This window comes from Neobacillus soli NBRC 102451 (assembly GCF_001591665.1).
GTDB classification, from domain to species: domain Bacteria; phylum Bacillota; class Bacilli; order Bacillales; family Cytobacillaceae; genus Neobacillus; species Neobacillus soli.
The window spans coordinates 93,186-117,926 of record NZ_BCVI01000016.1 but is presented as its reverse complement, the minus strand read 5'-3'; the positions used below and the strand labels follow the sequence as shown (position 1 = coordinate 117,926).

Annotated in this window: 27 protein-coding genes and 1 pseudogene; 7 read left to right on the top strand and 21 right to left on the bottom strand. The window is 39.4% G+C overall.

What is annotated here, in order from left to right:
* Nucleotides 1-52 precede the first annotated feature (52 nt).
* From hemW to gpr, 5 genes are all read right to left on the bottom strand, one after another.
* Complete coding sequence (hemW, locus tag BSO02S_RS06230; RefSeq protein WP_066064061.1) at nt 53-1,192, bottom strand: radical SAM family heme chaperone HemW; 1,140 nt, start codon at nt 1,190-1,192, stop codon at nt 53-55.
* 74 nt (nt 1,193-1,266) lie between these two features.
* Nucleotides 1,267-3,102: a translation elongation factor 4 gene (gene lepA, locus BSO02S_RS06225; RefSeq protein WP_066064058.1), complete on the bottom strand. Its 1,836-nt coding sequence runs from the start codon at nt 3,100-3,102 to the stop codon at nt 1,267-1,269.
* Between the two features lie 141 nt (nt 3,103-3,243).
* Nucleotides 3,244-3,570: a DUF3679 domain-containing protein gene (locus tag BSO02S_RS06220; protein ID WP_066064055.1), complete on the bottom strand. Its 327-nt coding sequence runs from the start codon at nt 3,568-3,570 to the stop codon at nt 3,244-3,246.
* Nucleotides 3,571-3,588: 18 nt separating this feature from the next.
* Nucleotides 3,589-4,791 (bottom strand): stage II sporulation protein P, encoded by a 1,203-nt coding sequence (gene spoIIP / locus BSO02S_RS06215; protein ID WP_066064052.1) that lies wholly within the window; start codon nt 4,789-4,791, stop codon nt 3,589-3,591.
* Between the two features lie 115 nt (nt 4,792-4,906).
* Nucleotides 4,907-6,031 carry a GPR endopeptidase gene (gpr, locus tag BSO02S_RS06210; RefSeq protein WP_066064049.1) on the bottom strand — a complete coding sequence of 375 codons (1,125 nt, stop codon included), beginning with the start codon at nt 6,029-6,031 and terminating at the stop codon, nt 4,907-4,909.
* Nucleotides 6,032-6,300: 269 nt separating this feature from the next.
* On the opposite strand from gpr, the gene rpsT reads away from it, so the two are divergent.
* Entirely contained in the window at nt 6,301-6,561 is a 261-nt protein-coding gene (gene rpsT / locus BSO02S_RS06205; RefSeq protein WP_066064046.1) for a 30S ribosomal protein S20, read from the top strand.
* Between the two features lie 39 nt (nt 6,562-6,600).
* Here rpsT and holA read toward each other — a convergent pair whose 3' ends face one another.
* On the bottom strand, nt 6,601-7,617 hold the full coding sequence (holA, locus tag BSO02S_RS06200) for a DNA polymerase III subunit delta (RefSeq protein ID WP_066064043.1): 1,017 nt from the start codon (nt 7,615-7,617) through the stop codon (nt 6,601-6,603).
* Nucleotides 7,618-7,920: 303 nt separating this feature from the next.
* Here holA and BSO02S_RS26185 point away from each other — a divergent pair, with 303 nt between their 5' ends.
* Nucleotides 7,921-8,055: a YqzM family protein gene (locus tag BSO02S_RS26185; protein ID WP_084374918.1), complete on the top strand. Its 135-nt coding sequence runs from the start codon at nt 7,921-7,923 to the stop codon at nt 8,053-8,055.
* 91 nt (nt 8,056-8,146) lie between these two features.
* On the opposite strand, the gene BSO02S_RS06195 is transcribed toward BSO02S_RS26185, so the two are convergent.
* From BSO02S_RS06195 to BSO02S_RS06185, 3 genes and pseudogenes are all read right to left on the bottom strand, one after another.
* Nucleotides 8,147-10,474 (bottom strand): DNA internalization-related competence protein ComEC/Rec2, encoded by a 2,328-nt coding sequence (locus BSO02S_RS06195; protein ID WP_066064040.1) that lies wholly within the window; start codon nt 10,472-10,474, stop codon nt 8,147-8,149.
* A gap of 99 nt (nt 10,475-10,573) precedes the next feature.
* Nucleotides 10,574-11,020: pseudogene (locus tag BSO02S_RS06190) on the bottom strand (ComE operon protein 2); the annotation flags it as partial.
* Between the two features lie 72 nt (nt 11,021-11,092).
* A complete protein-coding gene (locus BSO02S_RS06185; protein WP_066064035.1) occupies nt 11,093-11,740 on the bottom strand; it encodes a helix-hairpin-helix domain-containing protein in 648 nt (215 codons plus the stop codon).
* Between the two features lie 86 nt (nt 11,741-11,826).
* On the opposite strand from BSO02S_RS06185, the gene comER reads away from it, so the two are divergent.
* Entirely contained in the window at nt 11,827-12,645 is an 819-nt protein-coding gene (gene comER / locus BSO02S_RS06180; RefSeq protein WP_066064033.1) for a late competence protein ComER, read from the top strand.
* A gap of 78 nt (nt 12,646-12,723) precedes the next feature.
* Here the strand turns inward: comER and BSO02S_RS06175 are convergent, their stop codons facing one another.
* From BSO02S_RS06175 to BSO02S_RS06140, 8 genes are read right to left on the bottom strand one after another with little or no spacing between them, the layout of a single operon-like run.
* A complete protein-coding gene (locus BSO02S_RS06175; RefSeq protein ID WP_066064030.1) occupies nt 12,724-13,485 on the bottom strand; it encodes a class I SAM-dependent DNA methyltransferase in 762 nt (253 codons plus the stop codon).
* Entirely contained in the window at nt 13,482-13,838 is a 357-nt protein-coding gene (gene rsfS / locus BSO02S_RS06170; RefSeq protein WP_066064028.1) for a ribosome silencing factor, read from the bottom strand. Before rsfS ends, BSO02S_RS06175 begins: the two co-directional genes overlap by 4 nt.
* A gap of 3 nt (nt 13,839-13,841) precedes the next feature.
* Nucleotides 13,842-14,408 (bottom strand): bis(5'-nucleosyl)-tetraphosphatase (symmetrical) YqeK, encoded by a 567-nt coding sequence (gene yqeK / locus BSO02S_RS06165; protein WP_066064024.1) that lies wholly within the window; start codon nt 14,406-14,408, stop codon nt 13,842-13,844.
* Nucleotides 14,398-14,967: a nicotinate-nucleotide adenylyltransferase gene (locus BSO02S_RS06160; RefSeq protein ID WP_066064021.1), complete on the bottom strand. Its 570-nt coding sequence runs from the start codon at nt 14,965-14,967 to the stop codon at nt 14,398-14,400. The genes yqeK and BSO02S_RS06160 overlap by 11 nt, the downstream gene beginning before the upstream one ends.
* A gap of 24 nt (nt 14,968-14,991) precedes the next feature.
* Nucleotides 14,992-15,282, bottom strand: coding sequence for a ribosome assembly RNA-binding protein YhbY (gene yhbY, locus BSO02S_RS06155; RefSeq protein ID WP_066064018.1), 291 nt, complete (start codon nt 15,280-15,282; stop codon nt 14,992-14,994).
* On the bottom strand, nt 15,276-16,115 hold the full coding sequence (gene aroE / locus BSO02S_RS06150; protein WP_066064016.1) for a shikimate dehydrogenase: 840 nt from the start codon (nt 16,113-16,115) through the stop codon (nt 15,276-15,278). The genes yhbY and aroE overlap by 7 nt, the downstream gene beginning before the upstream one ends.
* Nucleotides 16,116-16,172: 57 nt before the next feature.
* The gene (gene yqeH, locus BSO02S_RS06145; protein ID WP_066064013.1) at nt 16,173-17,279 is read right to left on the bottom strand and encodes a ribosome biogenesis GTPase YqeH; all 1,107 of its coding nucleotides are present in this window, start codon (nt 17,277-17,279) and stop codon (nt 16,173-16,175) included.
* Between the two features lie 2 nt (nt 17,280-17,281).
* Complete coding sequence (locus BSO02S_RS06140) at nt 17,282-17,797, bottom strand: YqeG family HAD IIIA-type phosphatase (RefSeq protein WP_066064010.1); 516 nt, start codon at nt 17,795-17,797, stop codon at nt 17,282-17,284.
* 460 nt (nt 17,798-18,257) lie between these two features.
* Between BSO02S_RS06140 and BSO02S_RS26180 the strand changes: the two genes are divergently transcribed.
* Nucleotides 18,258-18,398 (top strand): sporulation histidine kinase inhibitor Sda, encoded by a 141-nt coding sequence (locus BSO02S_RS26180; RefSeq protein WP_084374917.1) that lies wholly within the window; start codon nt 18,258-18,260, stop codon nt 18,396-18,398.
* Nucleotides 18,399-18,422: 24 nt separating this feature from the next.
* On the opposite strand, the gene BSO02S_RS06135 is transcribed toward BSO02S_RS26180, so the two are convergent.
* Nucleotides 18,423-19,205: a phosphatidylserine decarboxylase gene (locus BSO02S_RS06135; protein WP_066064007.1), complete on the bottom strand. Its 783-nt coding sequence runs from the start codon at nt 19,203-19,205 to the stop codon at nt 18,423-18,425.
* A 130-nt stretch (nt 19,206-19,335) separates the two neighbouring features.
* Between BSO02S_RS06135 and pssA the strand changes: the two genes are divergently transcribed.
* Nucleotides 19,336-19,875: a CDP-diacylglycerol--serine O-phosphatidyltransferase gene (pssA, locus tag BSO02S_RS06130; protein ID WP_066064004.1), complete on the top strand. Its 540-nt coding sequence runs from the start codon at nt 19,336-19,338 to the stop codon at nt 19,873-19,875.
* 157 nt (nt 19,876-20,032) lie between these two features.
* Complete coding sequence (gene sigK / locus BSO02S_RS06125) at nt 20,033-20,749, top strand: RNA polymerase sporulation sigma factor SigK (RefSeq protein ID WP_066064001.1); 717 nt, start codon at nt 20,033-20,035, stop codon at nt 20,747-20,749.
* Between the two features lie 30 nt (nt 20,750-20,779).
* On the opposite strand, the gene BSO02S_RS06120 is transcribed toward sigK, so the two are convergent.
* Nucleotides 20,780-21,748, bottom strand: coding sequence for a F510_1955 family glycosylhydrolase (locus BSO02S_RS06120; RefSeq protein ID WP_066063998.1), 969 nt, complete (start codon nt 21,746-21,748; stop codon nt 20,780-20,782).
* A gap of 192 nt (nt 21,749-21,940) precedes the next feature.
* Here BSO02S_RS06120 and BSO02S_RS06115 point away from each other — a divergent pair, with 192 nt between their 5' ends.
* The gene (locus BSO02S_RS06115) at nt 21,941-23,740 is read left to right on the top strand and encodes a M3 family oligoendopeptidase (protein ID WP_066063995.1); all 1,800 of its coding nucleotides are present in this window, start codon (nt 21,941-21,943) and stop codon (nt 23,738-23,740) included.
* Between the two features lie 543 nt (nt 23,741-24,283).
* On the opposite strand, the gene BSO02S_RS26175 is transcribed toward BSO02S_RS06115, so the two are convergent.
* Both BSO02S_RS26175 and BSO02S_RS26170 read right to left on the bottom strand, forming a co-directional pair.
* Nucleotides 24,284-24,424, bottom strand: coding sequence for a YrzI family small protein (locus tag BSO02S_RS26175; RefSeq protein WP_084374916.1), 141 nt, complete (start codon nt 24,422-24,424; stop codon nt 24,284-24,286).
* A 39-nt stretch (nt 24,425-24,463) separates the two neighbouring features.
* Entirely contained in the window at nt 24,464-24,604 is a 141-nt protein-coding gene (locus BSO02S_RS26170) for a YrzI family small protein (protein ID WP_084374915.1), read from the bottom strand.
* Between the last annotated feature and the right edge of the window lie 137 nt (nt 24,605-24,741).

The window sequence follows — 24,741 nt, the reverse complement described above, 5'->3', positions numbered from 1 at the left end:
ATCAAATAAAGGGGGATGATGTCAATCAAAAAGAAAAGTGGAAATACCACTGTTAGACTGCACCTAAAAATGCCTGAAAGACTTCATTCCCTAAAAGACGGCCTTTTTTTGTTAAATAAATATGCTCATCGCTCACTTCTACCCAATGTTTGGCAGTTAAATCCGCTAATTCATCCTTAAATAGCGCAAGCGGGTCCTGGCTAAATTTAGCAATAAAACGAGAAATCGATACACCCTCGGTTTTTCGTAAACCTAAGAACATTTCTTCCTCCATTTGTTCTGCTCTCGATGTTTGATGGTCTTCAAAAATAGGAAGTGCGCCACCATTTATTTGGTCCATATATCTTTTTAATGGGCCGATATTTGACCGTCTGATTCCATTCAAATAGCTATGCGCGCCAGCCCCAAAACCATAATAGGAATCGTTATTCCAATAGGTTAAATTATGCTGTGACTCAAAGCCCGGTTTTGAAAAATTACTTATTTCATATTGTTTAAATCCGTGCTTTTCCATTTCCTCCATCAAAAGTTCATACATCGCCGCTTCTACATCCTCACCAGGCGTTGGCAGTTTGCCTTTTTTCATAAGGTTATAAAAAACTGTCTTCGGTTCAATGATTAAGGAATAAGCAGAGTAATGCGTGATATCAAGCGAAAAGGCTTCTTTTAACGATTCTTTCAAATCAATAATTGTTTGCCCAGGCAAACTAAAAATAAGATCAATACTGATATTTTCAAATCCAATTGTTTTTGCGTTTTCAATTGTTTGATACACGTCTTTCGCTTTATGGACACGGCCGATTTTTTTTAGTAATTCCTCATTAAAGGTCTGCACACCAAGGCTTAGCCGGTTAACACCAGCCTCTTTTAATATTTGTAACTTTTGCTTCGTTAAGTCACCCGGATTCGCTTCGAAAGTGAATTCCAGCGTTTCACTCTTTGGCAGGTTCCTGTTAATACTTTCACAAAATTGAAAGAGCTGCTGCTCATTTAACGACGTTGGCGTCCCGCCGCCGACAAAAATGGTTTGCAGTTGGTTCGATGGATATTCGTGAAGGGTCATCTTCATTTCCTGATCTAGTGCCTGCAAATAGTCATCAACAGGCTGCCCCTTGAGAAACACTTTATTAAAATCACAATAATGACAAATATGCTCACAAAAAGGGATATGTAGATACGCCGCTTTAATCATGTTAGAACACCTCTATTCGTAACAAAAAGAGGCTAGAATGCCTGTTAGCAGGCACGTCCTAACCTCATGCTAGTTTATTTTTTTGTATTGCTATCATCCATTTTTAATACTGCCATAAACGCTTCTTGCGGTACTTCAACTGAGCCGACTTGTTTCATCCGCTTCTTACCTTCTTTTTGCTTTTCGAGCAATTTACGTTTTCGGGAGATATCTCCGCCGTAGCATTTTGCTAATACGTTTTTACGCATCGCTTTAATCGTTGACCGAGCAACAATTTTTTGGCCGATGGCTGCTTGAATTGGCACCTCAAACTGCTGTCTTGGAATTAGTTCCTTCAGTTTTTCAACAATGATTTTTCCACGCTCATAGGCAAAATCATTATGAACGATAAAGCTTAACGCATCTACTTTTTCTGCATTTAGTAAGATATCCATCTTAACAAGCTTGGATGGTTTATAACCAATCAGCTCGTAGTCGAAGGATGCATAACCCCTTGTGCTTGATTTCAATTGATCAAAGAAATCATAGACAATTTCCGCTAATGGCATCTCATAAATGATGCTTACCCTATTTTCAGCCAGGTACTCCATATTAACGAAAATTCCCCGTTTGAGCTGGCATAGCTCCATAATCGTACCAACATAATCATTCGGAGCCATCATTGTTGCTTTAACATACGGCTCTTCGACACGTTCTATCTTTTGTGGATCCGGTAAGTCCGACGGATTATCCACTTTCAATTCTGAACCATCTGTCATATGAACGTGATAGATAACACTTGGTGCTGTCGTAATTAAATCGATTTTGAACTCTCGCTCAATCCGTTCTTGAATGATTTCCATATGAAGCAGTCCTAAAAACCCACAGCGGAAACCGAAGCCGAGCGCTTGCGAGGTTTCCGGTTCAAATTGAAGTGAGGAATCATTTAACTGCAGCTTTTCAAGTGCTTCACGCAGGTCATTAAATTTAGCGGTATCGATTGGGTATAACCCGCAATATACCATTGGGTTGAGCTTACGGTAGCCAGGAAGTGCTTCCGTTGCCCCATTTTTTGCATTGGTAATCGTATCACCAACACGAGTGTCACCAACATTTTTAATGGATGCTGATAAAAAGCCAACATCACCAACGGTTAACTCCTCAAGCATCGTCGCTTTTGGTGAGAAGACCCCTACTTCATTTACTTCAAATTCTTTCCCAGTAGCCATCATTCTTACCTTGTCACCGACCTTTATGGTTCCATCAACAACACGGATGTAGGCGACAACGCCGCGATATGCATCATATAGGGAATCGAAAATCAATGCCTTTAAAGGCGCTTCCGGATCTCCCGCAGGTGCTGGAACTTTTTCAACGACTTGTTCCAGAATATCTTCTATCCCGATGCCAGCTTTCGCAGAGGCTAACACGGCTTCCGAAGCGTCCAGGCCGATGACTTCCTCTATTTCATTACGAACCCGCTCAGGGTCAGCACTTGGCAAATCGATTTTATTAATGACTGGCAAAATTTCAAGGTCGTTATCAAGGGCAAGATAGACATTTGCTAGTGTCTGCGCTTCAATTCCCTGCGCAGCGTCAACGACTAAAACGGCCCCTTCACAAGCTGCAAGGCTCCTTGATACCTCATAGGTAAAGTCGACGTGTCCCGGTGTATCAATTAAATGGAAAATATATTCTTCTCCATCTTTTGCTTTGTATTTTAACTGTACGGCATTTAATTTAATCGTAATCCCGCGTTCTCTTTCAAGGTCCATTGAGTCCAATAGCTGGTCTTTCATTTCACGAGATGTTAACGCATTGGTCTTTTCCAAGATACGGTCAGCCAATGTTGATTTCCCATGATCAATATGGGCAATAATCGAGAAATTTCTTATTTTTGATTGTCGTTTAAGTCTATCTTCTCTATTCATGGTAGTTCACTCCTACTATACTCACGCATTTACACTATTGTTGATTATATCAGCACGACTTTCAAGATTCAATGAAAAGTAAAATTCCTATCATTTTTCAAAAAAAAATAGCGGCAACCACGAGGTGCCGCTTTAACATCCTTACTTAGCGATCAGATGAACCATTTTTTCAGATGCACTAGAAATCCCTTCGGACATTTTCTTCCCCATCGAAGAGAAAAAATTATAAGCACTTATTTCCTCAAGTTTCTTCTTCTTCGCTTCCAGATCGTGACTTGAGATGTCATTTCCGAGAAAAGTGCCCGTCAAGTTTTTATCCGTTTCATTAATGGAGACAGCATTTTGAAAATTCGGATCGTCGTAACCCTTCATTTTATGAATTCCGCCATTTGCTAACTGCATGCCTGTCAAAACGCAAATGAGCATGATTGCTGCTAAGCATACGCTTTTAAACATAAACATTTTCATAAAAATGCTCCTTCTTCACTATTGTTTGCTGCTTGATTGGTCAACATCCTTGTTTACCTTTTCTGCCTGCCAGTAATATTCACTAAACACATCTGCAAGAGCATCCGCTGAACGGTTTAACTCTTCAAAGGTATTATCAACCCCGCCAAATTCAATCAAAATCGCACTTTCAGAAAGGTTTTGATTATAGACACCATTCGACCCGGTACCTTTTTTCAATAAAACGCCCCTGCTTAAGCCCTTATATTTTTTTTGTAAAAGCTCGTGGAGATCTTTTGCTAGTTTTAAATTCTTTTCGTAATTGGGGTTTTTACCACCGATTACAAAATCAAGTTTGGCATAGGATTTTCCCTTAATATCAATGGTTGTGACGCCTCTCCGCTGTGAATCACGATGAATATCGATTAGATAATGTAAATCACGATTGGAAGCCATAGCTGTCTGGACGACTGAGCGTGATTCCTGGTACGATTGCGCATAATTTAACCCTTTTTTATTTAAGTTCGCTTGGACATCCGTTTTATCAACGAACGTCCCAATTCCTCGATCTTCTAAGCTCGTTTTTAATTGTTCGCCAACTTTTGTGACATTTAATTGTGAATGATAGGCATTGTCAGGATTGTTTACATCTTTTAAATATGGTATATAGGATTCGCGATTATGCGTAAAGTAGATATATACCACCTTATGCTTACCTGTTGTTTGCCCGGGCGCGGCAGGCGTCTTTTCACCGGAAGGATTTTCAATACCATCTAAATTCTGCAACGCTGCTTCCCGTTCAGCTTTCATGATCTCAATCGGCGGTGCGGACTCAATCGGCATATTTGTATAATTTGCCCCCTCACCAGCGACAACAATTTTTCCATCAAATTGAAAAAATCCGGGAAGCTCTCTGCCTAGAAGGCTTCGTGGATCATTTAAATTAATATTGCTCGCCAGTTTAAATACCAAACTGGTCATTTTCGGGGCCGTTGCCCAATTATTTTCCACCTTTAAAAAATGATGATTTTCCCAGCCGATTAATTGATAGAGCAGTTCTCCGTTCACATGGGCCGCAGCCTCGTTTACGGAAGAAGAAATCGGGCGATATTGTGGCTTTAATGAGGTTAATAATCCACTAATAGAGAAAATCAATAGCAAAAATAAAAACAGTAATGCCGCAGCTTTAAGCAAACTTGTCCCTTGCACCATAATAAACGTTCCAGAAGTTCTATTTTTCATGGTTCCACCTCGCAAAACGGATTCTAGTAAATCATATGATGTTACTAGAAATGATAGAACCAAAAGAAAAGCGGAAGTGCTCGTTTAACGAATAATAGACTAGGTCGAGGTCCTTTTATTTCGTATAAAATCCAGCATTCTCCTGATCAATGGCACTGTGAAGCGAGGAATTCAGTCCGTTTGCAATCAGGTTTGCCATATCCTCTATAAAGACATCCACTTCCTTTGGGGTGACCATTAAATTATGTCCAATCGGGGACAAAACCTCATAAATTAACTTCCTTTTTTCATCATCTGGGAGTGTACCAATCATTCCTAAAAAGGTTTTTCGATGCTTTTCTTCAGGCATGTCCGCTTCGGTAAGCTTTCTTTTTTCACCGAAACTCATCCCAGCCGGAGCAAGTGCCCTTGAAGGTCGATTGCCTTCCCTAAGCTCTTTCCCAAAATGTTTTAGAATAAAATCAATCGTATCACTTGTGATCGACACCGCATCAACAACCGTTGGAACCCCAATCGCAATGACAGGAATCCCCAAAGTTTCTTTACTCAATTCCTTTCTTTTATTACCGACACCGGAACCGGGATGAATACCCGTATCAGAAATTTGGATGGTTGAATTTACCCTTTCAATTGACCTTGATGCCAGGGCATCGATCGCAATCACAAAATCGGGTTTTGTATTTTCTACGAGCCCAAAAATAATATCGCTTGTCTCAATCCCAGTCAGTCCCATAACACCAGGCGAAATGGCACTGACAGAGCGATATCCCTCTTCGACATTTTCCGGCTGAAGCTGAAACAGGTGACGGGTAATCAGCAAGTTTTCACAAACCATTGGTCCAAGGGCATCTGGGGTGACATTCCAATTGCCGAGCCCGACAACAAGACATGAATCTGTTTTCTTAATCCCAGTGCCTTCTAAAAAGTGCGCAAATTCCCTTGCAAAAATCTCCTCCACCTCCTTTTGGACCTCCGTGTTTTGCTGGCGAATTCCCTGCACTTCCATTGTTAAATATCGGCCGGCCTTTTTACCAAGCTGTGATTCTCCCTGTTTGGTCACCTCAACTAATGAAACTTTTATATCATCGACTTCTTTTTCCTTGATGATGACACCTTCAATTTGCGAAAGGTTTTCCTCCTGCTCCACTGTTCCTGACATGCCGGCAATGACCATTTCCCTTGCCTCAATTGCCAAATCCGTTCGAACAGAATACTGACTTAAGTCAACAGACTCACTCATTCCTAATCACTCCCATTTAAAATCAGCTAAAAATAGAAACTATTTCCTATTTTTCCCCCTTTCCACTTAAATCATGCAATTAATATAAAGACGGTGAGATTAGTACTTAACTTTACCTTATTCAATTTTTGCAGTGCTCCGCCCCTTTTCCATTAAACAAGTATTGCAAAATAACCATTCGTTTGATAAAATACTTCTTGTTCTGAATTATTATTAATGATGTTTAGTCGAGTTCATATAGTCTCGATTCTTTGTAGGAGGTGAAAGTAATGCCTAATATTAAATCTGCTATTAAGCGCGTAAAAACAAACGAAGCTCGTAACGCTCAAAATACAACTGTTAAATCTGCAACTCGTACTGCTGTTAAGAAAGTAGAAGCTGCTATTACACTTAACGATGCTGCGGCTGCAAAGGAAGCATTAGTAACTGCGACTAGCAAATTAGACAAGGCTGCTGCAAAAGGTCTAATCCACAAAAATGCTGCTGCCCGTAAAAAATCTCGTCTAATGAAAAAAACAAACGCATTGTAATTAAGCAAAAAAACGATTCCTTTAACGGGAATCGTTTTTTTATCTTTTCAAGCGGAATAATAACATCTCAATTAATAATGATTTATGCATGCCGCCTGTTTTCATTTGATAGTCGGCTTCTGCAAGCAGATCCATTAAGTTAGCCAATTCTTCATCAGTAAATTTTTGCGCGTGGCCTGCTGCAAGCTTGACCCGGAACGGGTGCGTTTTCAGGAAACCTGCCATTTGCTGCTGCCCATACCCTCTTCTCGACAGTTCCTTCACTTGGTAAATCAACCTAAATTGGCCCGCAAGCAAGGCTAAGATTTTTATTGGTTCTTCATTTTGCTTTAACAAATCATAATAAATCCTTAACGCTTCATCCAATTTCCGCTGGACTACCTTTTCAATCAAAGTAAAAATATTTTGCTCAAGCGAACGAGCGACTAATTTTTCCACAAGGTCTGCATTGATTCTTTTTTCCCCCGCAGCGTACAAGGCTAATTTATCCACTTCACTGGAAATCATAAACATATTTGTTCCTACAAGTCCTATCAATTGCTCAATCGCATTAGGTTCGAATTCTATTCCACTGCTTTTCGCTCGATCTTTTACCCAGTTTTTCAATTCATATTCTTTTAATTTTTTTGCTTCAACTAATTCAGCGTTTCTTTTTAATTCCTTGGTAATTTTCTTTCGTTCATCCAATTTTTCATAGGGTGCTGAAATAACCATGACCGTATATGGCGCTGGCTCCCGCAAATACAATTCGAACCTCGCTAAATTATGATCAATCTTTTCTTTTGACCTTTCCGCTGTTAAAAAAGCGGGGTTATGTAAAAAAATTACCTTTTTTTCTCCTAAAAAGGGAAATGTCTCTGCATCCTCTAATGCCGCCTCAATCGGCGTTTCCTCCAAATCATACACTGAAAAGTTAAAATCCCTTTCTTCTTCGTCTAAAATATGGTTAAGAAGTAATTGCTTTGTTTCATTAATTAAAAATGCCTCTGTTCCAAATAATAAATAAATAGGAGCAATTTCCCCCTGTTTAATTTTTTTCCAACTTTCTAATACCATTTGTCTAGCGCTCCCCTTCGTTTCCTCACATATATCGTAAAGAAGCTTAGACAATTTGACAAGTACTAAAAGGGAATTAGCACCTTTCTAAAAAGTGCCAATTCCCTATCTATATGAACGCCTGCAACAAAAGCCCTAGGTTCCTTTATTGCCTGGCGGGGTTCCTTTTAGTAATTATAGTGTAGCCTTTTGAGAGTCAAACTACTTTGACAACTCTTGTCAGTACAGGAAAGCAATTTTGAAGCAGGCTGGATTTTTTTAAGAGAATGGCTTATACTATATGTGAAATAGGAGGGGTCGACTGTGAATGAATTTGAAAAAGATGTGCAATGTACACGGAACGATGCAATTGATTCTGGGGTAGCATTTGGAGCTTCATTTGGCTTTTTTGCCTTAATGTTTATTATTGCAACAGTCATTAAGCTAATCGGTTCATAATTTATTGTTACATATGTGTAATCTAAGAGGCTGCAAACGGTGCAGTCTTTTTTTATTTTGTTATTTCCCAAAATTATGATTGCCCTATATCCTATGGTAAAAAGGTTAAAAAGGTTCCTTTTCCGCGATAAAATCGGTAGGTTATCGCTCCTTGCAGATCGGTTCGATAAATCATCGTCTTTGTTTCCCCTAACCGGTCGAGGACCTCTTGATGGGGATGGCCAAAACGATTGTTTTCACCCGCAGAAATTAAGGCAACACTAGGTTTTAATTGATCGATGAATGCTTCTGCACTTGAAGTTTTACTTCCATGATGGCCTGCTTTAAGGACATCAACCGTCAAGTGAGGATATTTTTTTATTATGTTCAATTCCCCTTCTTGGTCAAGATCCCCGCCAAAAAACCAATTCACCTCCCCAACCTGCGCAAATAAAGCGATTGACCCGCTGTTACGGTCACCAGCAAAATTTCTTTCAGGTGAAAGGATATGAAACTCATTCCCCTTACTTTTCCATTGATCCCCGACTGATACTTTTCTAACCGGAATTCCATTTTTCTGTGCCTCCTGAATGACGGCCAATTCAGTTGAAGATGGTTCGACGACAGAGGGCATCAGAATTTCTTTTACCTTTATTTCCTTTAGAATCGAAAAACTTCCACCAATATGGTCCATATCACCATGTGTCAAAATTAATTTGTCAATCTTGGTAATTCCTTTGCCTTTTAGATATGGAACAACCACATCCCGGCCCACTTCATACGGTTTAGCACGCATTCTCCACTTTTCCTCAGCAAAGTGGAGTGTTCCACCCGTATCAATAAGATAGGTCCCCTTTCCATACGGTAGATGAATCAAGATACTATCACCCTGGCCTACATCAATCATCGTCACCTCACCGTAAGGATTTAACCAGTTCAAGCCATTTTGAAAGGTGAATAAGATAACGATTAATATAATTAGCCTCTCTTTCCTTTTCGGGAAGGTCCAAGATTCCCAGATATAAAAAATGGCGATGATGATGACAAGATAAACGGCAAGATAAAGCAAATTGGGCCTCCCTGGAATAAAACGGACAAAAGAAAAGTGCGCCAGATAATCAATAAGAAGATTTGCAAAGTTTATGATTTTTGAAAAAAGATAAATGAAGAGTGACGGAGTTTTTCCAAACAAGAATTGGATTATAAACAATAGATACAGTCCCGGGAGATAGACAAAAGAAAAAAGCGGGATATACAACATATTGGCGAATATTCCTACCATTGAAACTTCGAAGTAATAATACAGTAATAATGGAAGTGCAGCCAATTGGGCCGTTATCGATGTTGCTAGCATCCGTCCTATATTTTTCTGATATCGCTGGAGGATATACGGTGCGGATAAAATGATCACAAGACTTACCGAGAAAGATAGCGCGAAACCAACATCAAAAATGACCAGCGGGTCTAAGAACAAATAAAGCATAAAGGCTAGGCTAATCGCATCAATCGGTAAAAGTTTAAGGCGGCTTTTCCATTTGACTGTTAGTAACACGAGGAAAATCATTAAGGCTGCCCGAATGACGGATGCAGAGGCACCTGTCAGGATCACGTAAATAGGTAATAGCATTAGCAGGAAATTTGTCATCCATTGTCTTGTTAATCCGATTCGGATCCCAAGATAAAAAACCATTCCGATTAACAGTGAAACATGAAGTCCTGAAATGGCTAATAAGTGGACAATACCGGTTTTTTGATAATCTCCTAACACATCGGCACCCAGCATACTTCTGTCACCAAAAATTAAAGCGGCCGACAGCGAGGCTATTTCTGGAGGGAAATGATCTTCAAGGTAGTGCGTACCGGAAAACCGAAGCTGTTTAATCATGACCAGCGGGGAACCCTTCATTGCGGAACAATTTTGCAGTGGATTTCCCTCAATTTCCGCTATCCAATAAATCCGCTTCGAAGTGAGATAGCTTCGGTAATTAAAGCCATTGGGATTTTTTGCAATTGAAGGTTTCTTTAAGGTGCCTGACACCCCGCAAATAAGACTATAAAAGCTTTGCCCCTGTAGCATTTCTTTTTCTTGTTCCGACTTTATTTTGTACCGAATAAGAAGTTTTTCTTTGTATCTTTTATCGGCGGCCTGTACCTGCAGCAGGTCGCCATCGATTTTTGGATCTAGAGTAAATTCAAGATAGAAGGTGGCCGCTGCTTCAGGAATGACCGATTGATTTGTCACTACAGTGTGCCGTCCAATCAGCAAAAAGGCGCAAAAGAAACCAATCACGAGCACAAGTTGATTTTTAGTAAATCTTTTAAACTTAAAAAGAAGATAAAGGTAGATGACCATTAAAATAAAAAAAGGAAGAAATTTAATTAGGGAGCTAAGCACGCCAAAAAAAGCCGTTAGTGCAAAATAAAAATATTTTCCATTCATATTTTTTCTCCATTTTGGAATTAGTTTAAGAAGGATTTTTTTAAGGGGGAAACGCCGGCTTTTAACCGGCGTCAGGAGCAGGCATTAGTGATTAATCGTTCGGAAATCGATGACGGATTCAGTTAACTCCACCTTTTCCACTTTTACATTTGCTTGCTCGAATAATTCAATCGCATAGGGATGATTTTTGTAATCCACCGCATAATAGACCGTTTTAATACCTGCTTGAATGAGCGCTTTACAACATTGAAGACAAGGAAAATGCGTTACATATATTTCAGCCTCCGCTGTAGGAACGCCAAACTTTGCACATTGCAGCAGAGCGTTCATTTCCGCATGAATGGTCCTTACACAATGATTATCAATGACATAACAGCCTTTATCAATACAATGGTCTCCACCCGCTATCGAACCGTTATAGCCGCCGGCAATGATCCGTTTATCCCTTACTACCGTTGCACCCACTGTTAACCGATTACAAGTGCTTCTTAGTGCGAGTAAATGGCTTTGTGCCATAAAATATTGATCCCACGAAATCCGCTCCATATCTCCCACTCCTAATAACTTTATTTTATTTTAAGTTTACCGGTGGTTGTCCATTTTGGTCAAATAATGATTTCAGTGAACATCAATTAAATCTTTTAATTTTTCAAACGTCTTGTCCCCAATGCCGCTTATATTTTTCAAATCTTCAACCGCCTTAAAGGGACCGCTTGAATTCCGATATTCAATGATGGCTTTCGCTTTAGCCGGACCGATGCCCGGGAGATTTTGCAATTCAGTTTCGTCGGCCTTATTTAAATTTATTTTCCCTTGATTTTGGCCTGCATTGCTCGAAGAAGCAATGCTCCCGCCCGACGGACCCGCTGTTACGAGCCCCTCCTCCCCCTTTGCGGGGATGTAAATCACCATTTCATCCTGAACATGCTCAGCAAAATTCACCTGGCTCTGGTCCGCCTGATCCGTTAAGCCGCCGGCCCGGCCGATGACATCAATGACCCGTTCACCTGAATGGGAAAGATAAACTCCAGGCTGTTTAATTTGACCCTTAACATCTACCATAATTTTTTCCGGCTCCTCAATTTTAGCCTGGCTACTGTTTTCTCCCTCCTTCACCTCAGGCTGGAGCTTATTGCCAATCACATTAATCGATTGATTGGCGGGGGATTCTTTAAAATCCTCGCCATAAAAATAATAACTCCCGCCAATAGCAATAATTACAACAGCCAATACGTAAAACTTGTGATCAATCAACCAGTCTTTCACTTGGAACCATCCTTTCTAAAGGTATATTTCACAATTCGATTTCATATGGTTATAAAAGAATCTTGCATGCGAAGGAGGGTCGAACAATGAATATAGGCATTATCGGTACCGGTAATATGGGAAGGATTGTGGTGGAGGCTTTGCTTGATGGAAAAGCCATTTCCCCTTCCTCCATGATGATTACAAACAGGACAAAATCTAAAGCCTTGCTGCTTAAAGATAAATATAGGGAAATTAGGGTTGGGGCAAATGCAGAAGAAGTAGCGGCTCAGTCGGATTTACTATTTATTTGTGTAAAACCATTGGACGTTTATAAAATTCTTGATGAAATCAATCCGCATTTAAGCGCGGAAAAATGCCTCATTTCAATAACGAGCCCTATCAGTACAAGCCAAATTGAAAAAAAAGTATCATGTTCAGTAGCCCGCATGATCCCAAGTATCACGAATCGTGCTTTATCCGGAGTGTCATTGATTACCTATGGAGAAAATTGCAGTGATTCATGGAGGATTAAGATAGAGAAAATAATAATGAAGTTTTCTAAGCCAGTTTGTATCGATGACAAAATAACAAGGGTTTCCTCCGATATTGTAAGCTGCGGACCTGCCTTCTTCAGCTATCTTCTGCAGCGTTTCATCCAAGCAGCTGTTAAAGAAACGGAAATTGATGAAAATACAGCAACTATTTTTGCCAGCGAAATGATTGTTGGACTTGGTGAATTGTTAAAGCAAGGGCATTATACCTTACCGTCACTTCAGGAAAAAGTATGTGTAAAAGGCGGAATCACAGGTGAAGGAATTAAGGTATTCGATAATGAGCTTGGGGAAGTGTTTGAACACCTTATTCAGGCAACACATGAAAAGTTTAAAGAGGATGTTGATCAAGTAGAAATGCAATTTCTCTAATCATTATTTCGCTATTTACCGACAAATTCCTGCTATCTTTTTAAAAAAAGCCATCTTTTTAAAAAAAGATGGCTTTTTTTATTTTTTTCGTGCAACAAAAAGGATTCGTTCTGAATTAGTAGAAGGCACTGTATCATCAAAGTCAGCACAGACCTCCAGCAATTCAAAGCCCGCCTCCAACAGCCAGTTTGAATATTGCTCAATGGGATAGGTCCGCTGCAAATGAAGTTCATCAAATCGGTCATATTTTCCTGTCTTTTCATCCAATACAAAAAAGCTTAACTCATGTTCCACACTATTCGGAAGTTCACCAGGGAAACTATTCCAAATATAGGAAACCTCTTCTTCATTTAGGGCGAAGGTTTGGTTGATAAATACCTCAGCTATTTTATAAATGGAGTGGACATCAAAGATAAAAATCCCCTTATCACTCAAATGCTCGATGACATTTGCAAAGGTCGCGATGACTTCTGCTTCGGTTTCCAGATAATTTAACGAGTCACAAAAAATACCAATTACATCAAATTGGCCATGGCCATCTAAATCGGCCATATTTTGCTGGAAAAATGGAATCCCTTTCACCCCAGCTTCTTCGGCTTTCGCTTGTGCAACCGCCAGCATATCCTCCGAAAGATCAACACCTGTCACTTGAAAACCATTTTCTGCAAACCGGACGGAAAGCTCGCCTGTACCGCATGCTAAATCCAACAATTGCGGGGCTGTTGAGCCGTTAGTAACGGAATATTTCAGGCATTTTTCTTTGACAAATTGTACCCACTCATCATATGGGGCATCCTTCATCAGTTCATCATAAAGGTATGCGAACTGCTCGTAACTCATGTATTCAGCTCACTGTGGATATCTTCTATTGGCGCGTCACCCCATAACCGCTCCAATTTGTAATAGCTTCTTTCATCACGATGGAATACATGGGCAACCACATCGCCTAAATCAATTAGTATCCATCTTGCTTCATCAAAGCCTTCCATTCTCTTGACATCATAGCCGTTTTCTTGGGCCTTTTCTTTCATTTCCCTAGCAATTGCCTGCACTTGTTTATCAGAATTACCGTGACAAATAATAAAGTAATCGGCAATCAAGGAAATACTCTGCATGTTAAGGGCTAGAATATCCTCCGCACGTTTGTCATCTGCTGCCTTCACGGCAATTTTTAATAGTTCTTGATTACTCATTCATCAAGCCTCCAATTTTTTAATAAGGTCATTGTACATATAAAAGGTATCCGGGTAAACTGTTTGATTTTTTTTCATCAAAAATAGAATTGTATTTTGTACCGCTTTAATTAACGCTTGATCCAAATTTTCTTTGGCTAACATTCTTACCTCATCAACCCCTGGAAAATGTCGTCCTGGTTCGATATAATCAGCTAAATAGATGATCTTTTCTAACAAAGTCATCCCTATTCTTCCTGACGTGTGATAACGAATCGCATCCAATACCTCTTGGTTGGTGATGCCCGCTTCCTTTTCAACTAGGTAAGCCCCCACAGGTGCATGCCATAATTCACTATTAAAGCTAAGCAAATCCCCCGGAAATCCCTGTGCCGTAATAATTTCCTTCATTTCATCTTTCGGACGAAATTTCGCATAATCATGAAAAATTGCAGCTGTTTCTGCCTTTAGTTCATCCACTCCATACAGTTTTGCCAGCGTTATCGCTGTTTCCATTACACCTAGAGTGTGCTGATAACGATGCTCGGTTAATTGTACTTTGACAAGCTTTAAAGCCACGTCACGTTCCATATAAATGCCTCTCCTCGATAAATTGGATGACTGGATCGGGCAATAAATAACGAACCGTCTTTCCTGTTTTCATTCTTTCTCTAATCATGCTTGACGACACATCGAGCGCCGGCACCTCGACATACAGGACGGGGTATTCCGTTTGATGACTATAGTTTGGCCTATCCACACCAACGAATTGAACAAGGTTGACAAGTTCATCAATTTCATGCCATTTCGGCAAATATTCAATCATATCCGCCCCAATAATAAAGAAAAACTGATGTCCGGAATACTCAGCATTAATCATTTTCATGGTATCGACGGTATATGAAGGTCCTTGTCTGTGCAGCTCAATCGTCTCAATTTTAAAGGCTTCATTTCCTTGGATGGCGTGCTCAAGCATTTGCAGGCGATCCTCATTCTTAATATATTCTGATTTTTTTTTATGGGGAGGCTCATGGTTTGGCATGAACCAAATTTCATCCAACTGAAGTGCGCTAAGAACCTCATTTGCAATCAAAAGATGTCCGTAATGCGGTGGGTCAAACGTGCCGCCCAAGATGCCGACTTTCTTCATGCTGGTGCCTCCTCCCGTGTTCCATTATGGTAGTTTAATTGTTTTCTTCTCAACAGATTCTTTATAAAGGATGACGGTATTCCCAATGATTTGAACAATTTCCGCTCCAGCACCTTTTGCCAGTTGCTCAGCAACGGTCGTTTTATCCTCTTCACAATTTTGCAGAATGCTCACTTTAAAAAGCTCTCTAGCTTCGAGCGCATCTGCAACCTGCTTAATCATATTGTCATTTACTCCGCCTTTTCCTACTTGAAAAATAGGATCTAAGTGATGTGCTTGCGACCGCAGAAATCCTTTTTGTTTACCTGTTAACATAATTTCCCTCCTAGTTGTTTTAAAACAATCTCTTTCATTCTTTCTACATCAGGGAATATCCCTGTCCATTTTTCAAACGCAAGTGCTCCCTGATAGACAAACATATCGATTCCGTTTTGGATTCTTGCCCCTTTTTGAATCGCTTCATGTAAAAACTGCGTTTCAAGCGGGTTGTATATTATATCACAAACCATTGACTGATTACGTAAATTAGTTAACTCTAATGGCTGTTCATCCATTTTTGGTGACATTCCAATCATCGTCGTTTGAATGATTAGATCATACTCTTTTAAAGATTTACCGGCCATATCTAAAGAACAAGCACGTGATGAAGCGGTATACGGGCAATCATCGATAAGGCTTGATGCTCTGTCTACCGTGCGGTTTGCAATGTCCACGGCACGTGGTTTTTCCTGGGCAATGGTAAAATAGATGGCTCTTGCAGCTCCGCCCGCCCCAATAATTAATACCCTTTGCCCCGATAGCGTATCCACATATGTCTTTAATCCTTTTAAAAAACCGGGACCATCCGTATTATAGCCAATCAGTTTCCCGTTTTCATTGACGACCGTATTAACAGCCCCGATATTGGCAGCTAATTCATCAATCCCATCTAGATAGGGAATGATGTTACTTTTATGCGGTATCGTTACATTAAATCCACCGACACCCAGTGCTTTTAAGCCTCTGACTGCCTCGCCTAACACTTCAGCCTTTACTTGAAAAGGGAGATAGTGAGCATCAATATGATAAAAAGAAAATAAATCATTTAGCATGACTGGCGACATAGAATGTCCAATTGGATCTCCTAATACTGCAAATAGCTTCTTCACTAGTTTCCCCCCACCCTTTTTTAGGCTTCGATTGCTTCTATTTCTAAAACCGGAAGATTATATTAAAGATTTTCGGATTAACGTCTGCACACCTTTAGGTACATACGCTGCCACTTTTGCCCCAGGCTCATTTATCGTGATCCAGCCAAGACCAGAGAAAACAATATCCGTTTTCCCCTCTTTCACAATAAATTCTTGTTTTACAAGCTCAGGAAATGATTCTAATTGTTCAGTCCGCGGCGGTGTTAACATTTCTCCTACATGCTTTTCATAAAGCTCCGTCGCATTTTCTGTTTTTGTCCGATGAATATTTATTTCATTAGAAATATAACAAACAAAGGATCTTCTTCCGCCGCTAATATAATCAAAGCGGGCCAACCCTCCCAAGAATAATGTTTGTCCTTCATTTAATTGAAACACTTTTGGCTTAATTTCCTTTTTTGGTGTGATAAATTTCAAATCCTTCTTATCAACAAAGTGCGCCATTTGGTGGTGGTTAATAATACCTGGTGAATCAATTAACGATTTTCCATCCTCAAGTGGAATTTTAATAATATCCAATGTCGTTCCAGGAAAATGAGAAGTGGTAATGACATCCTCTTCACCTGTTACCTCTTTAATGATTCGATTGATAAACGTTGACTTGCCAACATTGGTACAACCAACCACATAGACATCCTTCCCATTACGCAATTCATCAATGGCTGCTGCCGTTTCTGAAATAAACAAGCCCTTAGCCGCACTGACAAGGAATACATCTGCCGGCTTCAACCCAAGTTCCTTTGCCTCATGCTTCATCCAATTTATCAATTTGTTCGGGTTCACGGACTTAGGTAATAAATCGACTTTATTTCCAACCAGAAGCACCTTGTTTGTGCCGACAAATCGGTGTAAGCCGGGAAGCCAGCTTCCATTAAAATCAAAAATGTCGACAATCATCACAATCAAGGCATCTGACTTACCCATTTCATTTAGAATTTTTAAAAAGTCATCATCAGTTAAATTAACATCTTGAACTTCATTATAATGCTTTAAACGAAAACAGCGCTGGCAGATAATCATTTCCTTTTCCAATGCCGACGCTGGTGTATATCCTAGTTTCTCCGGGTTTTCTGTTTGGACTCTTACCCCGCAGCCCATACAAAGATGTTGATGTTCACTCACGTTTATTCCTCCCACTGAAGCATACCTTTTTTACGGAACCAATTTAAAATTCTTCTTTCGGCAAAGCGGTTAAATTTTGTCCAAAATCCGTCCGTTTGCGCAACAGGGACTACGAGGATGGTATGAAAACCACCCCGGTTCCCGCCGAGGACATCCGTCATTAACTGGTCTCCAATGACGACGGCCTCTTCTTTTTTTATTCCCATTTCTGAAAGGGCTCTGTGAAAGGCAACCGCCATTGGCTTTCGCGCTCTAAAAATAAACGGGATTTGCAACGGGTCCGAAAAAGCCTTTACTCGTTCTTCATTATTATTAGAAACAATCGTAACAAGGATATTATGTTTTCTTATGTCATCAAACCATTTAATCAATGCCGGCGTGGCATTGGGACGATCCCATTCCACTAACGTATTATCCAAATCCGTAATAATTCCTTTTACCCCTTTCGCCTGTAGCTGTTCAGGCGAAATATCAAGAATGCTTTTCACATGTTCATTCGGTAAAAATTGTTTTAACACCAAGCTTACACCTCATTAAATTATAAATAAAAGCAGACTTCCATCATGTTCACTTTTCTTGTACCATCATAACCAATTTTACCCTTCGTTTCAAAGAATAAAGGAAATAGTTGATAAATCTTATTGTTCATCAAAACATGGCGATTCATGATATTCAATTAGTAAACCTGTAAAAATACCGTACGTAAAGAATAAATGAATAAATATTTTTCGACAAATTTCAACTTTTTCACAACCTGTGGATAACGTTACTAACATTGTACCCATTGAATCCTACACACTTCCATATTTTATAAACAAATTAATCACAGGTTATCCACTAGGACCTGTGGATAACTAGAACGATTGTTCTAGAGGAATATATTTGGTAGATTAAGGGTACACCTATTGGACGTACCATTATATGTATCCCAATCATTAGATAGAACACTTAATCTACAATTCGGAGGTGAATTCTGACTTGCGTAAACTGTCAGATGACTTATTAATCGAATCATATTTTAAAGCAAGAGAACTAAACTTGAGCCCAGACTTTATTGGTCTCATTGAATCTGAAATTCATCGCAGATCATTATACAATAAAATAAGAATGTCATCTTAATTTTGCCCTAAAAGGGCTTTTTTTTTATTTACGCAAAACCCCAATTTTTTCTCCAACCTTGATTTCTTTTGGTGTATGCAGTCCTGACTCGATTTGAAAAATATCCTTTTCAAATAATAGAACAACGGTTGATCCGAAACTGAAATAGGCCATTTCCCCGCCCTTTTTTAGTTCTGACCCCTTGTGAGTCGTTTCGATAGAATTAACAAACATCGCACCAACCTTCACAACAGCTACATACCCATAGTCCGTTTTGACTTCTGTCATCACGCGGTAGTTCTTAGCCAGGGTTCGGACCCCGTATTTTAACCCCCATTTATTCACCGGATACGATTTCGAACCAAGTGTCCACTGCTTCGTAACTACACCATCGACAGGACTGTGAATGCGATGATAATGGCTTGGGCTTAAATAAAGAATCATGTATGTACCATTTAAATACTTTGGCAATAGGCCACGATCTCCGAGCATTTCTTCGATTGAATACGGCTTTTCTTTTACGATGATTTCACTTGATTCTTTGATTGAACCAACATCTTCAATCACCGCGTCAACGGGACTGACCACAGCATCATGACCTTGATCAATTATCCTTGCTTCCTTTTTCAATGTCCTTACAAATAAATCATGGAGGGTGGGATAATCAGACAAGCCTTTCTCCATTTCTTCCTGATTCAAATGATAAACTTTTGCAAAGGATGGTACAATAAAACGGCTGACCCGCGAACGGGCAAATCTTCTTAAAATGCCTGACGTCACCCTTCCATTTGTTAACTCAATCATCAGACGATAAATACCTTGTATCATCGAACTACCCCCAAATAGTGTAAAAATACTCTTTACGAAATGACATAAAACACTTAGAATTAAATAATATAGAGTAACTGCGGAAATTTGATTCCCTTTGGTCCTGAAAAAAAGGAGTGATAATGAAAAAATGTTTTTATTGGATGTTCTAGACCTAACAATGAAAAAACTTAAATCCCAAACAGCCAATGTTATCACCTTAACAAATCTAGGTTTAGGCGGATTTGCCATTGTGTTCGGGCTTCATGGGAATTTAAGATTGAGCCTGCTGTTAATTTTTGTAGCCGCCTTAGCTGATCGTTTTGATGGAATGATTGCTCGGAAATTTAATATTGAATCAGAGCTTGGCAAACAATTAGATTCCATGAGTGATATTATATCATTTGGAGTAGCACCTGCACTATTACTATATCAAGGAATTTTAAATGAATTTGGTGGTCCTGGGTCATTTTTTACTGTTTTTTATATTGGCTGCGGCGCCTTTAGGCTGGCACGTTTCAATATTACAGAAAGCAATAGTTTTTTTACCGGCTTACCGATTACCGCAGCCGGATGCTTAGCAACCCTTAGTTTTTTAGCTATTCCCTATCTACCATCCCAAACATTCCTATTCATAATCATCATACTATCATTCCTAATGGTCAGTTCCTTTAAACTGAAAAAAGTATAGCCAGTACCAAAAAACATCAACCTGATAACCGGTTGATGTTTTTTTATTTAAAATATAAGGCAAGCGCAAAAAAGTTCGGATGGACAGACACAATTTTCAGTTTCCCTCATAGGAATTAATAATAGGCTATCGTCTAAAAACTCGGGGGTGGATGCGGATGTCTGGACTCTTAACAGCTCTCGGCTATTTAATGAAGGAATTTTTATTTCTTGTTTCCTATGTAAAAAATAATGCCTTTCCTCAACCCCTATCTGCTGCTGAAGAAAGAAAGTTTTTACGATTAATGGCAGACGGGGATTCACATGCGCGAAATATGTTAATTGAACATAATTTAAGATTGGTCGCGCACATAGTAAAAAAGTTCGAAAATACCGGGGAGGATTCAGAGGATTTAATTTCGATAGGGACCATTGGTTTAATCAAAGCAATTGAGAGCTACTCAGAGGGAAAAGGTACAAAGCTAGCTACCTATGCAGCTCGTTGTATCGAGAATGAGATCCTGATGCATCTACGAGCACTTAAGAAGACAAAAAAAGATGTTTCCCTGCATGACCCGATTGGCCAGGATAAAGAGGGTAATGAAATTTCCTTAATTGATGTGCTTAAATCGGAATCTGAAGATGTCATTGATACGATTCAGCTTAACATGGAGCTGGAGAAAATAAAAAAATATATTGAAGTGCTCGATAACCGCGAAAAAGAAGTAATCATCGGACGCTTTGGCCTTGACCTGCAAAAGGAAAAAACGCAGCGCGAGATTGCCAAAGAATTAGGGATTTCTAGAAGCTATGTTTCCCGAATTGAAAAGCGGGCCCTCATGAAAATGTTTCACGAATTTTACCGGGCTGAAAAGGAACGGAAGAAAAAACAATAAATTGAAAAAAAACAGAGCTGGAGGTTACTCCTACTCTGTTTTTCCGTCTTTAAGAAGATTGTTCCACGTTTTACCGCCGTCGTTGGTTTGGTATACATCATTTTTATAGGTAGTAAAGGCAATTTGACGCTCATTTTTTGGATTAACAGCTAAATAAGTAATCGGATTTTCATAATCAAGGAATGGAAAGACAAGATTGGTTTGTTGACCAGAAGCAGGATTTAAAGTCTTTAATAAAATTTTATCGTTTTCAACACTCGAAAATAGAATGGAATCGCCACTAAATGTAAGGGCTGTAACCATAGATGGCCCTGTTATTAGCTTCATCGTGTTCCCGTTGTCAGTTGAATAATATATCCCTGATCTTGTAGACATCGCCATGGTTACCCCGTTTTTCGGATGAACAGCAATCATACCAAGTGAATCTGCGTTAAAATCCTTAAAAGCACTTTTTTTCCATGTGGCTCCGTTATCAGTCGAATAGTTCACACCCTGACTTAAGCTTTCATTCGGTTGTTCATTAATCACATAGATACTATGCCCCGCAAAACTAGCTCCCGTGAAATGAAAGTTGATTTTACCATAAAATGCCAATTTTTGAAAGGTTTCCCCTTTATCAGCACTTTGTACTATACCAAGCGGGTCTTTAAAATCCGTCCCTTTTTGGGGGTGCCCGCTCGCTAAGAAGCCCGTTTCTAGCGCTTGAAATCCGATATAGTCATGTTTATTTGTTGTGGTTATGTACCACCTTAAATCTTTATACATTTTTAAGCCATCATTTGCGGCAATATAAAGAGCATTGTCATTACCCGGATAGCCAATTCCGCGAATGTTTTTCACTTTAAATGATTTTGCCTCAACCATTTCATACTTTATATTTGTTTTTGGTTTTGTTTCCTGGTGGGTCTTTTTTTGTTCCTCGCCATTGTTTGTACAACCGGCAGTAATAAGCAATATTCCCATAAGAGTAGCCAAGAAAACTTTCTTTTGAATCTTCACTATTTCCCCTCCATATTAAACTATGAGGAATTCGTTTATGAATCCTTATCCATCCACTTATACCCCAGTCCCCATATCATTGTCAAATAAACGATTCATTCTTTTGTTTCACTTCAATAAAGGCGTATAAAATAGAATTTTTTGAAAAATAGACTTATAATAAAAAGGTACATAGTAAAAGGGGGTAGAAGAATGACAACCACTACATATTCTGATGTTTGGGACCTAGAAGTATTTTTTAAAGGGGGAAGTGATTCCTCAGAGTTACAGGAACACCTAAACAAAACCGAGGAACTTATCAAACATTTCGAAGCAAAAGTAAATAACTGGACAATAGCTAACACACTTGAGGACTCCAAATACTTGAAAGAGCTGCTTGCAGATTTTGAAGGGGCCGCAAAAAAACTATTCCAGGCAGGTGCATTTGTCGGATGCTTACTAGCGCAAAACACCGAAGACAAAAAGGCCTATTCGCTTGATGCGAAAATAACCAGCTTAGGCGCTGCATTCCAAATCGCCCTTGGTTCATTAGACAACCTGTTGACTACTTTTGATGATGAGGTATGGGAACAGCTAATGAGCGATGAAGCCTTAAAGGAGCTTTCCTTCGTGTTAACGGAAAGCCGCCAAAAAGCAAAGGAAAAGCTGTCTAAAGAAGAGGAAGCCTTAATTAGCGCGCTTGAAGTGGACGGCTATCATAGCTGGGGACAGCTGTATGATTTAATCGTAAGTAAAATCAAGGTCCCTTTTAACGATCAGGGTGAAGAGAAACAACTTTCTGTCGGTCAGGCCTCCAATAAATTCTCCAGCCCCGACCGTGAAGTCCGCGCCGCAATTTTTAAAAATTGGGAGAAATCTTGGGGGGAACAGGCAGATTTCCTCGCAAAAACCTTAAATCATCTCTCTGGTTTTCGATTGAATGTCTATAAAAAAAGAGGCTGGGATGATGTATTGAAAGAACCGCTCAGCATTAACCGAATGGAAAAAGATACGCTGGAAACAATGTGGGCTGTCATCTCGGAAAATAAACAGAAGCTAATTTCTTATCTAGAGCGGAAAGCAAAACTCTCTGGTGTGGAAAAGTTGAGCTGGTTTGATTTAGATGCTCCATACGGTAAAACAGAATCAAAGGTTTCTTATCAAGAAGGGGCCGAATTTATCGAACAAAACTTTGCTCTTTTTGGCGAAAAGATGGCTGCTTTTGCAAAAAATGCTTTTGAAAAACAGTGGATTGAAGCTGAGGATCGTCCCGGAAAAGCTCCTGGCGGTTTCTGTACATCAATGCCCGAGAGTGAGCAATCCCGCATCTTCATGACCTACTCTGGAACACCGTCAAATGTATCCACGTTGGCACATGAGCTCGGACATGGCTTTCATTCCTTCGCTATGAGAGGCGTGCCGTTTCTAAATTGCAGATATGCCATGAACGTGGCTGAAACGGCCTCTACCTTTGCAGAAATGATTGTTGCTGATGCGGCTGTAAAAAATGCCGGAGGAGAGGAAGAAAAGCTGGTTCTTTTAGATGATAAAATCCAAAGAACAGTGGCTCTATTAATGAATATTCATGCCCGATTCCTGTTTGAAACAAGTTTTTATGAGGAAAGAAAGCAAGGAACAGTAACCGTAGAAAAATTGAATGAATTAATGCTTACGGCTCAAAAAGAGGCGTATGGCGATGCTTTAGAGGAGTACCATCCATTATTCTGGGCATCGAAGCTGCACTTCTTTATTACCGGAGTACCATTCTATAACTTCCCGTATACCTTTGGCTATCTATTCTCCCTTGGAATTTATGCTAAGGCTTTAGAAGAAGGAAAAGGTTACGAAGAAAAGTACATCGCCTTATTACGGGATACCGCCTCCATGACTGTAGAGGACCTAGCACAGAAACATTTACAGGTTGATCTAACCCAAAAAGACTTCTGGGAAAAAGCAGTACGCATCTGTCTTGATGATATTGACGAATTCTTGGACCTAACGGAAAGTAAATAATAAACAGAAAAGCATCGACCGTTTATATAATGGTCGATGCTCCTTCCTAATGATAAGAAAATATTAGTTTTCAACTTTGAGAATTGTCCAGCTCCAGTCCATACGCTGCTAAATCGGGCACTTCCAACTTTCTTATTCAACACTAAGTTCTGCTGAGATTACACAACCAATTGCTGCAGTAATAACGATAGCCATCACAATCATGAACATATTCTCCACCCCTTAGATAGATGCTGCTCTTTCTACTTTGAATTTATCATATTTTCACAGTAACTATCTGAGGGAATAGTGAACATTTTGTTAACAAATATTTCAAGCTATTTGAAGATGAATTTTATCTATGATATCATTTTAAAGCTTTTTTCTTTGGTTTAAAGAAAAGTGATAATAATAAAGTATGCAGCGGCATTTACTTTACCTCCCTATTTTTTATCCCGTAACTAGGTGGTATCCTTCATATACCAAAGACTTGCACCCCGACCTTGCATTAGAAAAAACAACATTTGTAAAACCACCTTTCTTGTCATTGGATTTTTTTACTAATTACATCAAGCGGTACATGGACGCTTGGCGATCTTTATTTTTTTCATACAGTTTTTCAACCATTTCTTGTTGTGCTGCTTCTTCAGGACTTATTTTGCGTGCTTTAATTGTTATCGTTAAAAATAAAATATTTAGAGTCATTTTTGTTCACTTCCTTTTTTAAAAGCTTAAGTATTTCTATTACATGAAATGATGCATGGAAATTTGCCGGTCTTTGTTTTGCTCGTAGAGCTTTTCAACCATCTCTTGGTTTGCTGCTTCTTTAAGACTTACTTCTCGTTTTTTAAATGTAATCGAGAAAAATAATATATTCAGGGTCATGGTTAACCACCTCCTCTAATTAATTTTTCGTAATACGTTGTAGCAACATCATCAATGTATGCAAAACATATCCAAACTGCGAGTAAAAAGGGCACAAAAAGGCCGCAGGGAGTCACTCCCTTGCGGCCAGTACTTTT